14 protein-coding genes are annotated in these 13,826 nt (G+C 72.5%); 10 read left to right on the top strand and 4 right to left on the bottom strand.

Annotation, left to right across the window (positions count from 1 at the left end; genetic code table 11):
- Window positions 1-101 precede the first annotated feature (101 nt).
- From ACFVYR_RS33730 to ACFVYR_RS33710, 5 genes are all read left to right on the top strand, one after another.
- Window positions 102-956: a class II fructose-bisphosphate aldolase gene (locus ACFVYR_RS33730; protein ID WP_384259800.1), complete on the top strand. Its 855-nt coding sequence runs from the start codon at window positions 102-104 to the stop codon at window positions 954-956.
- A 99-nt stretch (window positions 957-1,055) separates the two neighbouring features.
- The gene (gene murJ / locus ACFVYR_RS33725; RefSeq protein WP_384259802.1) at window positions 1,056-2,657 is read left to right on the top strand and encodes a murein biosynthesis integral membrane protein MurJ; all 1,602 of its coding nucleotides are present in this window, start codon (window positions 1,056-1,058) and stop codon (window positions 2,655-2,657) included.
- 62 nt (window positions 2,658-2,719) lie between these two features.
- Window positions 2,720-4,045, top strand: coding sequence for an ROK family protein (locus tag ACFVYR_RS33720; RefSeq protein WP_384259804.1), 1,326 nt, complete (start codon window positions 2,720-2,722; stop codon window positions 4,043-4,045).
- 121 nt (window positions 4,046-4,166) lie between these two features.
- Entirely contained in the window at window positions 4,167-6,029 is a 1,863-nt protein-coding gene (locus tag ACFVYR_RS33715; RefSeq protein WP_384259806.1) for an ABC transporter ATP-binding protein, read from the top strand.
- Between the two features lie 149 nt (window positions 6,030-6,178).
- Window positions 6,179-6,991, top strand: coding sequence for a maleylpyruvate isomerase family mycothiol-dependent enzyme (locus ACFVYR_RS33710; RefSeq protein ID WP_384259808.1), 813 nt, complete (start codon window positions 6,179-6,181; stop codon window positions 6,989-6,991).
- A gap of 52 nt (window positions 6,992-7,043) precedes the next feature.
- Here the strand turns inward: ACFVYR_RS33710 and ACFVYR_RS33705 are convergent, their stop codons facing one another.
- Window positions 7,044-7,430, bottom strand: a complete 387-nt coding sequence (locus tag ACFVYR_RS33705; protein ID WP_384259810.1) for a VOC family protein — start codon at window positions 7,428-7,430, stop codon at window positions 7,044-7,046.
- 265 nt (window positions 7,431-7,695) lie between these two features.
- On the opposite strand from ACFVYR_RS33705, the gene ACFVYR_RS33700 reads away from it, so the two are divergent.
- The 3 genes from ACFVYR_RS33700 (at window position 7,696) to ACFVYR_RS33690 (ending at window position 10,940) form a co-directional block, all read left to right on the top strand.
- On the top strand, window positions 7,696-8,970 hold the full coding sequence (locus ACFVYR_RS33700) for a serine hydrolase domain-containing protein (protein WP_384259813.1): 1,275 nt from the start codon (window positions 7,696-7,698) through the stop codon (window positions 8,968-8,970).
- A 140-nt stretch (window positions 8,971-9,110) separates the two neighbouring features.
- Entirely contained in the window at window positions 9,111-9,962 is an 852-nt protein-coding gene (locus tag ACFVYR_RS33695) for an aldo/keto reductase (protein WP_384259815.1), read from the top strand.
- A gap of 114 nt (window positions 9,963-10,076) precedes the next feature.
- Window positions 10,077-10,940 carry an ABC transporter substrate-binding protein gene (locus tag ACFVYR_RS33690; protein WP_384259817.1) on the top strand — a complete coding sequence of 288 codons (864 nt, stop codon included), beginning with the start codon at window positions 10,077-10,079 and terminating at the stop codon, window positions 10,938-10,940.
- 142 nt (window positions 10,941-11,082) lie between these two features.
- Here ACFVYR_RS33690 and ACFVYR_RS33685 read toward each other — a convergent pair whose 3' ends face one another.
- Entirely contained in the window at window positions 11,083-11,499 is a 417-nt protein-coding gene (locus ACFVYR_RS33685) for a PPOX class F420-dependent oxidoreductase (protein ID WP_384259866.1), read from the bottom strand.
- A gap of 134 nt (window positions 11,500-11,633) precedes the next feature.
- Here ACFVYR_RS33685 and ACFVYR_RS33680 point away from each other — a divergent pair, with 134 nt between their 5' ends.
- Entirely contained in the window at window positions 11,634-11,963 is a 330-nt protein-coding gene (locus ACFVYR_RS33680) for a DUF952 domain-containing protein (protein ID WP_384259819.1), read from the top strand.
- Window positions 11,964-11,985: 22 nt separating this feature from the next.
- Here the strand turns inward: ACFVYR_RS33680 and ACFVYR_RS33675 are convergent, their stop codons facing one another.
- A complete protein-coding gene (locus tag ACFVYR_RS33675; protein WP_384259822.1) occupies window positions 11,986-12,306 on the bottom strand; it encodes a MerR family transcriptional regulator in 321 nt (106 codons plus the stop codon).
- Between the two features lie 67 nt (window positions 12,307-12,373).
- Here ACFVYR_RS33675 and ACFVYR_RS33670 point away from each other — a divergent pair, with 67 nt between their 5' ends.
- Window positions 12,374-12,760 (top strand): PPOX class F420-dependent oxidoreductase, encoded by a 387-nt coding sequence (locus tag ACFVYR_RS33670; protein WP_384259824.1) that lies wholly within the window; start codon window positions 12,374-12,376, stop codon window positions 12,758-12,760.
- On the opposite strand, the gene ACFVYR_RS33665 is transcribed toward ACFVYR_RS33670, so the two are convergent.
- Window positions 12,750-13,775: a tetratricopeptide repeat protein gene (locus tag ACFVYR_RS33665; protein ID WP_384259826.1), complete on the bottom strand. Its 1,026-nt coding sequence runs from the start codon at window positions 13,773-13,775 to the stop codon at window positions 12,750-12,752. The two genes, ACFVYR_RS33670 and ACFVYR_RS33665, sit on opposite strands and share 11 nt — an antisense overlap.
- Window positions 13,776-13,826 lie beyond the last annotated feature (51 nt).

The following is a 13,826-nucleotide window of genomic DNA, read 5'->3' as shown; positions in this document are numbered from 1 at the left end:
TCCGCCGTCCTCGGCCGAAAGGCCCCCCGGCCCGTCGTCCGCACCGACGGGCCGGGCCCCTGCCTGCCCGAACGCCCCGCCGACCCCTGGAACCCACCGCCATGCCCCTGGTCACCCCGTACGAGATGCTCCGCACCACGACCTCCGCGGTCGGCGCCTTCAACATCGCTCTCATCGAACAGACGGAGGCCGTCCTGACCGGAGCCGAGCGCGCCGGACTGCCCGTCATCCTCCAGATCAGTGAGAACGCCGTCGCCCACCACGGCGCCCTGGCCCCCATCGCGGCGGCCTCCCGCACCGCCGCCGCGTCCGCCGCCGTCCCCGTCGCCCTCCACCTGGACCACGCCACGCGCCCCGACCTGATCGAGGAGGCCGTCGACCTCGGCTTCACCTCCGTGATGTACGACGGCGCCGAGCTGCCCTGGGAGGAGAACGTCGCCCGGACGCGGCGGATCGCGCAGCACTGCCGGACGCGGGGCGTGTTCGTCGAGGCGGAACTCGGCGAGATCGGCGGCAAGAACGGCGCGCACGCTCCCGGTGTGCGTACGGACCCCGGGGAAGCGGCGCGTTTCGTGGCGGACACCGGCGTCGACGCGCTCGCCGTCGCCGTCGGCACCTCCCACCACATGACCGAGCGCACCGCCCGCATCGACCTGGACCTCGTCGGCGCCCTGCGTGCCGCCGTACCGGTGCCCCTGGTCCTGCACGGTTCGTCGGGGGCCGACGACGCCACGCTGGCCGCCGCCGCGACCGCCGGAATCCGGAAGATCAACATCGCGACGCACCTCAACACCGTCTTCACCGCGGCCGTGCGAGCCGTGCTCGACGCCGACCCCGGCGTGGTCGACCCGAGGCGCTACACGAGCCGGGGGCGGGACGCGATGGCCGCCGAAGTGGCACGGCTGCTGCGCCTGTTCGCGGCGGCCGAGCCCACTGCGGCAAGCAACGTGGCCTGACGGGCGAGGGAGGTCGCGGCGACCCGCCGTCGCAAGCCCGTGCGAAGATCGAATGCATGGAATGTGAACCCGGCGGCAAGACGAGGAGGCGCTGCTGACATGGCGACTCTCGCGCGCTCCTCCCTTCTGATGGCCTTCGGCACCGTGGTCTCCCGCGCCACGGGCCTGATCCGGCAGACCCTCCAGGGGGCCGCCCTCGGCACCGGCCTGCTCGCCGGCACGTACAACACCGCGAACACCGTGCCCACCAGCCTCTACACCCTGCTCATCGGCGGCGCCCTGAACGCCGTCCTGGTGCCCCAGCTGGTGCGCGCCCGCGCCGTCGACGCCGACGGCGGGAAGGCCTTCGAGCAGCGCCTCATCACTCTCGTCGTCTGCGTCCTCGGCGCCGGCACGGCCCTCGCAGTATGGGCGGCCCCGCAGATCGTCGCCCTCTACATGCGCGACACCGCGAGTAACCACGAGGCATTCGAACTCACCGTGGTCTTCGCCCGGTTCCTGCTGCCGCAGATCTTCTTCTACGGGCTCTTCGGCATCCTCGGACAGGTCCTGAACGCCCGCGAAAAGTTCGGCGCGATGATGTGGACCCCGGTCCTGAACAACATCGTGCTCGTCACGGTCTTCGGCGCCTACCTGGGCCTGATGACCGTGCCCGACGACGTGCACGAGATCACCGCCGCCCAGGTCAGGCTCCTCGGCATCGGCACCACCCTCGGCATCGCCCTCCAGGCCCTCGCCCTCCTGCCGTACGTGCGGGCCGCGGGCCTGCGCTTCCGGCCGCGCTTCGACTGGCGCGGCACGGGCCTCGGCAAGAGCGCCCGCGCCGCCCGCTGGACGCTGCTGCTCGTCCTCGCCAACCAGGTCGCGCTGACCGTCGTCACGAACTACGCCAACGCCGCCGACCGTAGCCTGCCGAAGGAAGGCGTCGGCTACACGGCGTACACGTACGCACAGACGATCTGGCTCCTGCCGCAGTCCATCGTCACCGTTACCCTGGTGACCGCGCTGCTGCCCCGGATGAGCAAGGCCGCGGCGGAGGGCCGCACCGCCGACCTGCGCGCGGAGCTGTCCCGCGCCCTGCGCGTCACCGGCACCGTGATCGTGCCCGCGGGGTTCTTCTTCCTCGCCTTCGGTCCGCAGACCGCCGAACTGCTCTTCGCCCACGGCGCGTCCGACGCGGCCGCCACCGAGCCCCTCGGCCACATGCTCCAGGCCTTCGGCCTCGGCCTGATCCCGTTCTCCGCCCAGTACCTCCTGCTCCGCGGCTTCTACGCCTACGAAGACACCCGCACCCCGTTCTGGATGGCGGTCTGCGTCGCGGGCCTCAACATCGGACTGGCCAGCGCCTGCCACCTGCTGCTGCCCGCGCGCTGGGCCGTCACCGGCATGGCCGCCGCCTACACCCTGTCGTACGCGGCGGGTCTGCTGCTCACCGCGCGGCTGCTGCGCCGACGCCTCGGCGGCTACCTCGACGGACGCCGACTGGCCCGCACCTACGGCAAGTTGATCCTCGCCTCCACCCTGGCCGGGGCCCTCGGCTGGGCGGCCGCCCGCGCGGGCGCGAAGGTGGCACAGGACGGGACGGCGGCGACCGCCCTCGCGCTGGCGGCCGGTGCGCTGACGATGACCGTGGGCTACCTCGCCCTCGCGCGCCTGCTCCGGATAGCGGAGGTGCGGATGCTGCCCGGTCTGCGGCGCTGAGAGCCTGAGACCGCTCGAACGTGCTCGCGCACGGGTATGTTGCCGAGCGGGGAGGAGCCCACATGGCCGAGCGGAGCAGTCGAACGGTGCGTGACCTGCGCGTGGGCAACCGCGCCTCGGTGCTGCGACGGTTGTATTTCGGCGGGCCGATGAGCCGCCAGGCGCTCGGACCCGCGACCGGCCTCAGCTCCGGTTCCGTGAGCAACGTCGTCGCCGAGCTCACCGCGGACGGCCTCCTGGAGGAGGCGGGCAGCGTCGAGTCCGACGGCGGACGCCCGCGCACCCTGCTGCGCGTCGCGCCGTCGAGCGGCCGTCTCATCGGCGTGGACGTCGGGGAGACGCGGGTCCGCGTGGCGGCCTTCGACCTGACTCTTGCCGAACTCGCTTGCGCGGAGCGGCTGTTGGCCGACTCCGGACACGACGTGGAGACCGTCGTCCGCCACATCGGCGAGGGCGTGGCAGAGGTGACGGCGCAGGCGGGCACCCTGTCCGGCCCCCTGATCGGCGTGGGCGTCGGCGTCCCCGGCATCGTCGACCGCGACGACGAGGGCGCCACCGTGGTGCACGGCCAGACCATCGGCTGGGACGCCGTCCCGCTGGAGCGCATGCTGCGCGAGACGGTCGAACTGCCCTCTGACACCGCCTACTTCGTCGACAACGGCGCCCGGGCGCTCGGGCAGGCGGAGATGTGGTTCGGCGGTGGTCGCGGGGTGCGCGACGCGGCGATCGTGCTGATCGGCTCGGGCGTCGGCGCCTGCGTCGTCACCGGCGGCGTCATCCACGGCGGCGCACGGGGCGCCCCCGCCGAGTGGGGCCACCTGACCGTCAGCGTCCGGGGCCGCCGCTGCCGCTGCGGGGCGCGAGGGTGCCTTGAGGCGTACGCGGGGGCCGAGGCGCTCCTGGCGCGCTGGCAGGAAGCGGGCGGCGGGCCTCCGCCCGGCGCCGGCCAGGAGACCGGTGTGCGCGCACTCCTGTCGGCCGCCCATCCGCAGGACGGCACGGCGCCGGACCCGGTCGCCGCGGCCGTGCTCGACGAGACCGCCGAGTACCTCGGCGCGGGCATCTCCGGCCTCGTCAACCTCTTCGGCCCCGAACGCGTCCTGATCGGCGGCTGGGCGGGCCTCCAGCTGGGCCCCTACCTGCTGCCCGCCGTCCGGGAGCACGCCGACGCCTACGCGCTGCGCCACCCCGCGGCCCGTGTCACGGTCGACCTCGGCCAACTCGGCCCGGACGCGGTCACGGTGGGTGCGGCGACGCTGCCCCTCGCCGACTTCTTCACCCGGGGCGGCCGCCGCCGCGCGACGCCGCCCCGGACGGAGTCCTCGACGCAGACCGCGCCGGGCCGGCAGACGGTGCTGGAGGGGCGAGGGGCGCGGGGGCCGCGGTGAGCGCTTCCCCCGCCACCTCCGGGCGGCGCGGCTTCTCTTCGTCCGCTCGGGCCGGCGCGGACGGGCTGCGGCGCACGGCACGGCAGTCAGGTGGATCTCGCCGTACCGCGTCCTGCAAGGCGTGACCGACGCAGCTCCCACCCCAAGACCCGCGCCCGCAAGCACCGAATCCACCGGCAAGGGCACACAGAAGGCCGAGCGGCTTCCCGCGAAGGAGACCTGGCGCGCCCTCTACCGGCACTTCCGGCCGCACCGCGCAGCCGTCGCGCTCGGCGCCTTCCTGACGCTGATCGGCTCAGTGACCGGGCTCGCGCAGCCATTGGCCGCCAAGTCACTGGTGGACCGGCTCGGCAGCGACGACTCCATCGCCGGCGTCCTGCTCCTCCTCATCGCGCTGGTGGTGCTCGGCACCGCGATCGAGTCCGTCGGCGCGTACGTTCTGGAACGCACCGCGGAGTCCGTGGTCCTCGCGGCGCGGCGCACCCTGATCCGGCGGCTGCTGCGGTTGCGTCTCGCGGAGGTCGAACGCACCCAGCCGGGCGATCTGATGTCCCGCGTCACCTCGGACACGACACTGCTGCGGCAGGTGACGACCCAGTCCGTGGTGTCCGCCGCCTCCGGCGGGCTCACCTTCCTCGCGACGGTCGTGATGATGGGCCTCATGGACCCGGTGCTGCTCGGCGTGACGCTGGGCGTGATCGTGCTGATCGGCGGCGCGGTGGCCCTGGTCATGCCGAAGATCGCCCGGGCGACGCAGCACGCGCAGGAGGCGGTCGGCACGATCTCGACCGCACTGGAGCGTGCCTTCGGCGCCTTCCGCACCCTGAAGGCCTCCGGCGCGGAGCAGCGCGAGGCGGCCGCGGTGGAGGCGGCGGCGGTCGACGCGTGGCGGCACGGGGTGCGCTCGGCGAAGTGGCAGTCGATCGCGTGGAGTTCGGTCGGGTTCGCGGTGCAGGTGTCGTTCCTCGCGGTGCTCGGGATCGGCGGCGCGCGGGTCGCGTCCGGTGCGATATCCGTCTCGACGCTGGTCGCGTTCCTGCTCTTCCTCTTCTACCTGATCGACCCGGTGTCGCGCATGGTCGAGGCGGCCTCGCAGTACCAGGTGGGGTCGGCGGCGATCGCCCGCATCGTGCAGGCGGAACGCCTGGAGACGGAGCGGACGGACCATGCCGACACGTCCCGTACAGGGGAGCGCCCGGCGGATGCGGGACGGCCCGCGCAAGGCCTCCCGTCCACCCAGGGCCCAACTTCGGTGACCTTCGACGACGTGACCTTCCGCTACCGCGACGACCTCCCGTACGTGCACCACGGCGTGAGCTTCGACGTGCCCGGCCCGGGCATGACGGCGTTCGTCGGACCGTCGGGCGCGGGCAAGACCACGGTGTTCGGCCTGATCGAGCGGTTCTACGAGGCGACGGGCGGCCGGGTCCTGGTGGACGGCGTCGACGTGCGGGAGTGGCCGCTCGCCGAACTGCGCGCCGCCATCGGATACGTGGAGCAGGATGCCCCCGTGCTCGCGGGCACCCTGCGCGAGAACCTCCTCTTCGCGGCGCCGGACGCCACCGACGCCGAGGTGCGGGAGGTGCTGGTACGTGCCCGGCTCGACGCCGTGGTCGAACGGCTGCCCGAAGGCCTGGACACGGTGGTGGGGCACCGCGGTTCCAAGCTGTCCGGCGGCGAGCGGCAGCGGGTGGCGATCGCGCGGGCACTGCTCAGGAAGCCCCGCCTGCTGCTGCTCGACGAGGCGACCTCACAGCTGGACGCGGTCAACGAACTGGCGCTGCGGGACGTGGTGGCCGAGGTGTCCCGAGAGGTCACGGTCCTCGTGGTGGCACACCGCCTGTCGACGGTGACACTGGCCGACCGGATCGTGGTGATGGACGCGGGAAGGGTACGCGCGGTGGGCACGCACGCCGAACTGGTGGCGGCGGACCCGCTGTACGGGGAACTGGCGGCGACCCAGTTCCTGGCGACGTCGGCATGACGGCCGAGGCGGGGCGCGGCCCAGCCGCAGAGCCTGTCTTTGCACCCCGACGTCCGCGCGGGGCGCAGGCGGGGGTGCAAGGACAGGCCCTCAGCTCGCGCAGGTATTTTTCCGCCCGGCATCCGCGACCCGTGGTCTACCGTGACGGCATGACGAGTCCGAGCCCCAGCGCGGTCCACGACCGCTATGCCGACCGAATCATCGACCAGACAGCCCAGTTGGCCGCTGCCGTCGTCGGCGCGAAGGCCACCGTGCCGGTGCCCGGGTGCCCCGGCTGGACCCTCGCCCACCTGCTGCGCCACGTCGGCGGCGCGCACCGCTGGGCCGAGACCGTCGTCCGGACCCGGGCCACAGGACCCGTCTCCGACGAGCAGGTCAACCTCGTCACGCCCGAGGCGGACGACGACATCCCCGCACTCTCCGCTTGGCTCACGGACGGGGCGGCCCGGTTCGCGGACACGCTCCGCGAGGCGGGTCCGGAGGCCGAGGTGTGGACGGTGGCCCCGGGCGGCACCCCCCTCTTCTGGGCCCGCCGCATGACGTACGAAACCGTCGTCCACCGCTTCGACGCGACAGCGGCCGTCGGCGGCACCTACACCCTCGACGCGGACATCGCCATCGACGGCCTCGACGAGTGGATGGAGTTCGGCGCGCTGCCCCAGGCGTACGAGTCGGCGGACGCGCGGCGCGCGCTCCTGGGCCCCGGCCGCACACTCCACTTCCACGCGACGGACGCCCCCGGGGGGACGGGGGAGTGGCTGATCGACCTCACCGAGGAACCGATCACCTGGAGCCACGCGCACGAGAAGGCGACCACCGCCGTGCGCGGCCCGCTCACCGACCTCCTGCTGCTCCTGTACCAGCGCCGCAGGCCGGCCGCCGCGGACGGCATCGAGGTCCTGGGGGACGAGGCGCTGCTCACCGACTGGGTATGGGGAGCGGGGCACTGGCTGAGGAAGTGACCCGTCCGGCGGCTGAGGAGGTGACCCGCCCGGCGGAGGCGGAGAGCCCGCCCTACGCGCCCTCCATGATCTGGATCAGGTTTCCGCAGGTGTCGTCCAGGACCGCGACGGTGACCTGGTCCATCTCCACCGGTTCCTGGGTGAAGCGCACACCGAGCCCGCTCAGCCGGTCGAACTCGGCCCGCACGTCGTCCACGGTGAACGCGGCGGCCGGGATGCCGTCCTCGATCAGCGCCGTCTTGTACGGCTTCACCGCGGGGTGCCCGTCCGGCTCGAGCAGCAGCTCGGTCCCGTCGGGCTCCTCCGGTGAGACCACGGTCAGCCAGCGGTCCTCGCCCATCGGGACCTCGGCCTTCTTCTCGAAGCCCAGCACGTCCGTGTAGAAGCGCAGGGCTTTCTCCTGGTCGTCGACGAAGACGCTGGTCAGACGGATCTTCATGGGGTCCTCCGGTGCATGGTAACCCTGCCTCGAAGACATGATCCGGCACGACCCGCACCGTGGGCAAGCAGCGACTTGCCCATCAAGGTGGGGTTCTCCGCACCCCCTGCCAGGGGGTCTCCTCCATGGTCGGCCGTGTCCCTCCCATGGGTCAATGATCTTGGCAAGGGCGCACCGCCCAGCCGCTGTACGGCACCCCAACTCCGGTCACCTGCGCAGCCGTTGGTGGTAGCCGTACGCTTCCCGGCGACGTGAGGTCACCCCCATGACACAGCTGCGAGACTCCGCACGCGACACCCGCATTGCTACCGGCACCGCCACTGCTACCGGCACCGCCACCGCCGCGGCCGACCGCTCCCGGCCCGTCCGTGGCCGCCGCAGGGCCGCCCTCGGCTCGGTAGCGGCGATCGCCGTCACGGCGACGCTGGCGATTCCGGTCTCCACCGCGTGGGCCCAGCCCGACCCCGGCCGAGCCGGCTACGGACGGGCGGACCTCCAGCGGGGCCTGGACGACGTCGTCCGCGAGGACGGCGTGGTGGGCGCCGAGGCCACCCTGGTGGACGGAGAGCGCCGCAGCTCGGTGCGGAGCGGCACTGCCGAGCTCGGCTCAGACCGGCCGGTTCCGCGTCAGGGCTACTTCCGGATGGGAAGCAACACCAAGACCTTCGTCTCCACCGTGGTCCTGCAACTGGTCGCCGAAGGGCGCGTACGCCTCGACGACACCGTCGAGCGATGGCTGCCCGGAGTGGTCGACGCCAACGGCAACGACGGCAGCCGGATCACCGTACGGCAGCTGCTCCAGCACACCAGCGGGCTGCCCGACTACGACGACAGCCTGCCCATCACCGATGAGGACGCATTCGAGAAGCACCGCTTCGACCGCTACGAGCCGCGCGACCTGGTCGACATGGCCCTGCGCCACCGGCCCCTCTTCGAGCCCGGCAAGGGCTGGAGCTACTCCAACACCGGCTACATATTGGTCGGAATGATCATCCAGAAGGTGACGGGGCACCACTGGAGCGACGAGGTCCGCGACCGGATCATCGGACCTCTCGGTCTGCGGCACACGTTCTCCGCGGGAGCGCGCACGGGCCTGCCCGAGCCGCACGCCAAGGCGTACCAGCAGTTCAAGCCCGGGGGCCGGCTGGTCGAAAGCACCGAGTTGAGCATGACCTGGGGCGGCGCGGCGGGCGACCTCGTCACCACGTCCAACGACCTCACACGCTTCTGGCAGGGCCTCCTCGGCGGCAAGCTCCTGGGGCCGCGCCAGATGGCGCAGATGCTCAGGACGGTGCCGGCCACCGAACCGGGCGACAAGGTGGTCAGGGAGATGGGCCTCGGCATCTTCCGGACGCGGCTGAGCTGCGGCGGCGGGTACTGGGGCCACGGCGGGACCACTCTCGGCCACCTGAACGCCAACGGCTTCGTCGACAAGGGCAGGAAGGGCGTCATCGTGATGCGGTCGACCAACATGGCGGCGGAGGACCGCGACGACCGCACCGACCGGCTCGTCGACGACGCGTTGTGCGGGAAGCGCTGACCGTTCGTTGCGCCGACCGCTCGTTGCGCCGACCGGGGGGACGGGCGGACCGCCCAAGGCCCCCGGTCGGCCGTCTGGGCGGGCGGCGCCAGGGAGCGCGGGCCACAGTGGACTAAGCCGCGTGACCTGGAGGAGGCCCCATGCAGCACGTCACCCTGAACAACGGTGTCGAGATGCCGATCCTCGGGTTCGGTGTCTACCAGATCCCGCCGGACCAGACGGAGCAGGCCGTCTCCGACGCGCTGGCCGCCGGATACCGGCTGCTCGACACCGCCGCCGCCTACGGCAACGAGGAGGCCGTGGGCTGGGCCATCAAGAGCAGTGGCGTCCCGCGCGAGGACCTGTTCGTCACCACCAAGCTGTGGGTCCAGGACGCGCCCGCCGAGGAGAACACGGAACGCGCCTTCGAGACGTCGCTGACCAGGCTCGGCCTGGACTACGTCGACCTCTACCTGATGCACCAGCCCTACGGCGACGTGTACGGGCAGTGGCGTGCCATGGAGGCCCTGTACCTCGGGGGTCGCGCCAGGGCGATCGGTGTCGCCAACTTCTACCCCGACCGGCTCACCGACCTCATCATCAACAACGACGTCACGCCCGCGGTCGACCAGATCGAGACGCACCCGTTCTTCCAGCGCGCCGCCGACCACGAGGTCATGCGCGAGCACGGCGTCCAGCTCCAGTCCTGGGGCGGTTTCGCCGAGGGCAGGAACGACCTGTTCACCACCCCTTTACTGCGAGAGATCGGCAAGCAGTACGGCAAGTCCGTGGCGCAGGTCGTGCTGCGCTGGCTGATCCAGCGCGGCATCGTCGCGATCCCCAAGTCGGTCCACGCCGAACACATGGCGGAGAACATCGACGTCTTCGACTTTGAACTCTCCGATCATCAGATGGCCCAGATCACCACGCTGGACACCGGGGAGACGCACTTCTTCGACCACCACGACCCGGAGATCGTCACCTGGCTCGCCCAGCGACGCCTGGAGCCCTGAGAGCCACGCGCCCGCAGGCCGCCGTGTACTCCGGGGTGCGCCCGGGCAGGTAGCACCGGGACGGCCGCGGCAGGAGAGGGACCGCGGCGCGGGACGGCGGGAGGGGTCGGCATCATGGCACGAGACACGGTCCAGAACTGGGAGTTCACCGACGACCGGGGCCACCTGGTGCGGACCGCACACCGCCCGTCCCGCCTGATCGCCTACGTCCCGACCGGCGCCGCGCTGTACGACCACGGGATATGCCCCACCGGTCTCTTCGGGTCCGCGCACGACGACCCGGACCTGCCGGACCCGGCCAAGGCGGGCAGCCTCCCCCTGATGGACCTCCCCTACTTCGGCGCGGGGCCCGCCCTCGACCTCGACGCCCTGCTCGCCGCCGCACCCGACCTCGTCGTGGCGCTGACCTACGGCGGCGGCCAGGTCTACGGCATGGCCCCGGAGGCCGCCAAGCACCTGGAGGAGCAGGTCCCGCTCGTCGTGCTCGACGTCGGAAGCGGTCGCAGCCTCGCGGGAATCAGGGACCGCCTCACCGCGCTCGCGCACGGCCTCGGCGCCGCGCCACAGCCCGAGGCGAACGCCGAACTCGCGGCGGCGGAGCGCTGGTTGGCGTCCGCGGCGGCCGGCCCCGCACGTCCGCGCGTACTCGCCCTCTCCCCGGCGGGGCCCGGCTCCGTCCACCTGGCAAGGCCGCACGCCTGGCCCGACCTCGCGGCGCTCGCCGAACGCGGCGTCGGCCTCGTGGACCCGGCTCCGGGGAAGGGTGCCAACTGGTCCACGACGACCTGGGCCGAGGCGACCGCGCTGGAGCCGGACCTCGTCCTCACCGACGTGCGGGGCAACGCCACGCCGCTGGGCGACGCCTTCGGCCCCGGCGTCCCCGTCCTGCCCTGGAACCCCGAACTCCCGCCCAGCGCGAAGGAACACGCCGCCTTCCACACCGCGCTCGCGGCAGCCCTTCAGGCCGTGCGGCCCTGAGAGCCTGTCTTTGAACCCCCGCCTGCGCCTCGACGCCCGGCACGCGCCCTCGGCGCACGGAACGCCGCAGCGCCCGCGCTTCGCGCGGACGACGGGAGTTCAAAGACAGGCTCTCACCGTGCCGCGCCGTGGTGCGGCCCGGTCAGTCGGCGATGCCCCCGAAGGCGACGACGCGATCGACGCGGGCCCGCACCAGGTACTCGCCCGGCACGGAGTTCCGCTTCCCGTACGCGTCCGCGTGCTCGGCACCCATGTAACGGCCGCCGATCCGGGCCGCCCAGTCGCGCAGGGCGCCGGGGTCGTCGGTGAAGTCCGCGGTGCACTCCAGCATCACGTACGAGAAGGGTGGCCGCTGGTCGTCCACGCAGAGCGAGAAGCGCGGTTCGCGGCGCAGCGCCTTGTACTTGAGGGACTCGTGCCAGGTGGTGAAGAAGAGCTCGTCCCCGTCGAGCAGGAACCACACCGGCGTGACATGCGGGCGCCCGTCCACCCGGTTCGTCGCGAGCTTCCCGGTCCGTGTCCCCTCAAGGACGAAGGACCGCCACTCGCTGTCGCTCATGGATCGCATGCGTCTGCTCCTCTCACCGGCGGCTCGCCGGGCAGCGTCGAAGGCCCGTGGAGCGTACATGGATCCTCGCCGTCGCTCGCGGACATTCCGGCCGCGGCGGACCGGCCGCCACGTACCGTTGATCCATGACGCGACTGCTGCACATCACCGAGCGCGCCCTGTGGGATGCCGCCCGGGAGACCGGAACGTACGAGATGTCGACCCGGGGCAGGACTCTGGGGGAGGAGGGCTTCATCCACTGCTCACTCCCGGACCAGTTGCGCGGCGTGGCGGATTTCCTCTACGGGAATGACGAGGGCCCCGACGAACTGGTGATCCTCACCATCGACAGCGAACGCCTGTCCGTGCCCGTACGCTTCGAGGCCGCGAAACCCGGTGGCGAGGAATTTCCGCACATCTACGGCCCGCTGCCCGTGGACGCGGTGACCGAGGTCTCCCCATGGCCGACGGCGTGACCATGCCGACGCGAACCGACCGCTACCACTCCGTGAGGTAGCGGTGCAGGTGGGCCGCGCCCTCCAGCATGGAACGTGCCCGCCCGCCCAGCGCCGCCCCGCGCTGGGCCAGGGCCGAGCGGAGCGCGCCGACGCCACCGCTGCGGCGCAGCTCGTCGAGGATCGGGCGGATCTGCGGCAGAAGGTAGTGGCTCTGGCGGAGCGGATGGACGACGCGGGCGTCGCGGACGTCCGTGGGGAGGTACGAGCGGTAGTGCGTGCCCGGGGCCCGTGACGGTGTCAGAAGTCCGGCGCTCTCCCAGACCCGCAGGGCCGAGGCGCGCACGCCCAGGTGGGCGGCCACCTCGCCGATGCGCAGCCGCGAGCGCGGCAGAGCGGGAGCATTGGGCCCGGCCCTCTAGACTCGCGGCATGGCCGACACCCTGCTGACGCAGCTCAGCGCCGGAAAGTACCTGCTGGTCAGCAGCTATAAGAAGGACGGCACGCCGGTGCCGACCCCCGTCTGGGTCGTCGAGGACGAGGACGCGCTCGGCGTCTGGACGCCCCGGGACTCCTGGAAGGTGAAGCGGATCCGCAGGCGCGCGGACGTCATGGTCGGCCCGTGCGACCGGCGGGGCAACCCCACGGGCGAACAGGTGCCCGCCACCGCCGAGATCTGCGCCCCGGACGTCACCGCCCGCTACCGGACCCGCATCCTGCACAAGTACGGCGTCGTCGGCTTCCTCACCCTGTCCGGCAGCAGGATCCGCCGCGGCCTGTCGGGCACGGTGGGAATCCGCATCACGCTCAAAGGTTGACGGCGGCCGCCGTCTCGGCCCGGAAGGCGACGACCATGTCACGGGCGTGCCGCAGCCCCATGCGGCCGAAGTCGGCCTCCAGTACGGCCAGTTCGGCCAGCGTCGCCTGCCGGTCGCGCCCGAGCCGCGCCCGGCACTTGGCCAGGCCGAGCCGGGACAGCGCGGAACCGCGCGGTTCGCGCATCGTGTCGAACTCTTCGAGGGCGACGGCGTACGTTTTTGCCGCTTCCGCATAACGCCCCGCGCGGTACAGGACGTTGCCCCGCATCTTGTGGTTGTAGGCGAGCGCGCTCGCCAGATCCATGGACCGGCACACCGCCTCGGCCTCGGACAGCAGCGCCAGCGCCCGGTCCGGCTCGCCCCGGAGCGACAGCACGTCGGCCACGCCCCGCAGCGACCAGGCGCGCCCCCGCGCGTCGTCCGCCTCGGTGGAGATCCGTATCGACTCCTCGAAGAGCTCGAGCGCCTTCTCGTGCTGACCGGAGTTGCGGTGCATCTGCGCGATCCCCGTCATCGCCCAGACCATGTGCCGCGCCTCGCCGCGCGCCCGCCCCTGTTCGAGCAACTCCTCGTGGAGCGCGGCGACGGCCGCGTAATCGCCCTGTATGCGTCCCGTCTCGGCGAGGCCCGCGAGCGCGTAACCGTGCGCGAGGGCGTCGCCGCTGCCCGACGCCAGCTCCACGGAGAGCGTGAGCAGCCTGCGGGCGAGCGGCAGCGCCCCGCACTGGCGCGCGAGGGTGCCGCCGCTCCACAGTGCCCAGGCCATGGCCCCGCGGTCCCCGGTGGCACGGGCGCTGCGGTAGCTCTGCCGCCAGGCGGCGCCCGCGTCGTCGACCCGGCCGAGCCGCCGGCTGGCCTCGGCGAGCGCGAGGGCGGCCCGCGCCCGCTCCACCGGGCCGTCCGCCCGGGCGAGCGCGCGGCCGGCCGTGGCGCGGACGTCCTCGTAGGAGGAGTTGACGGTCAGCTCCGAGCGCAGCTCGCCCTGGTACTCCGGGGCGAATGCCTTGACGTGCATGGATCCGAGGCCTCTCGATCGTTCATCGACGTGACGTGATCAAGAAGCTAC

It is taken from the genome of Streptomyces sp. NPDC058284 (assembly GCF_042881135.1).
GTDB lineage: Bacteria > Actinomycetota > Actinomycetes > Streptomycetales > Streptomycetaceae > Streptomyces.
Note: the sequence above shows the minus strand (reverse complement) of the source record. Positions and strands in the feature narration are given on the sequence as shown.

Excerpts from the sequence above, each read along its gene's own strand:
- ACFVYR_RS33700 (WP_384259813.1), top strand. The coding sequence starts at position 7,696 with ATGACACAGCTGCGAGACTCCGCACGCGACACCCGCATTGCTACCGGC.
- ACFVYR_RS33730 (WP_384259800.1), top strand. The coding sequence starts at position 102 with ATGCCCCTGGTCACCCCGTACGAGATGCTCCGCACCACGACCTCCGCG.
- ACFVYR_RS33705 (WP_384259810.1), bottom strand. The coding sequence starts at position 7,430 with ATGAAGATCCGTCTGACCAGCGTCTTCGTCGACGACCAGGAGAAAGCC.
- ACFVYR_RS33690 (WP_384259817.1), top strand. The coding sequence starts at position 10,077 with ATGGCACGAGACACGGTCCAGAACTGGGAGTTCACCGACGACCGGGGC.
- ACFVYR_RS33670 (WP_384259824.1), top strand. The coding sequence starts at position 12,374 with ATGGCCGACACCCTGCTGACGCAGCTCAGCGCCGGAAAGTACCTGCTG.
- ACFVYR_RS33710 (WP_384259808.1), top strand. The coding sequence starts at position 6,179 with ATGACGAGTCCGAGCCCCAGCGCGGTCCACGACCGCTATGCCGACCGA.
- ACFVYR_RS33665 (WP_384259826.1), bottom strand. The coding sequence starts at position 13,775 with ATGCACGTCAAGGCATTCGCCCCGGAGTACCAGGGCGAGCTGCGCTCG.
- ACFVYR_RS33720 (WP_384259804.1), top strand. The coding sequence starts at position 2,720 with ATGGCCGAGCGGAGCAGTCGAACGGTGCGTGACCTGCGCGTGGGCAAC.
- murJ (WP_384259802.1), top strand. The coding sequence starts at position 1,056 with ATGGCGACTCTCGCGCGCTCCTCCCTTCTGATGGCCTTCGGCACCGTG.
- ACFVYR_RS33680 (WP_384259819.1), top strand. The coding sequence starts at position 11,634 with ATGACGCGACTGCTGCACATCACCGAGCGCGCCCTGTGGGATGCCGCC.
- ACFVYR_RS33685 (WP_384259866.1), bottom strand. The coding sequence starts at position 11,499 with ATGAGCGACAGCGAGTGGCGGTCCTTCGTCCTTGAGGGGACACGGACC.
- ACFVYR_RS33695 (WP_384259815.1), top strand. The coding sequence starts at position 9,111 with ATGCAGCACGTCACCCTGAACAACGGTGTCGAGATGCCGATCCTCGGG.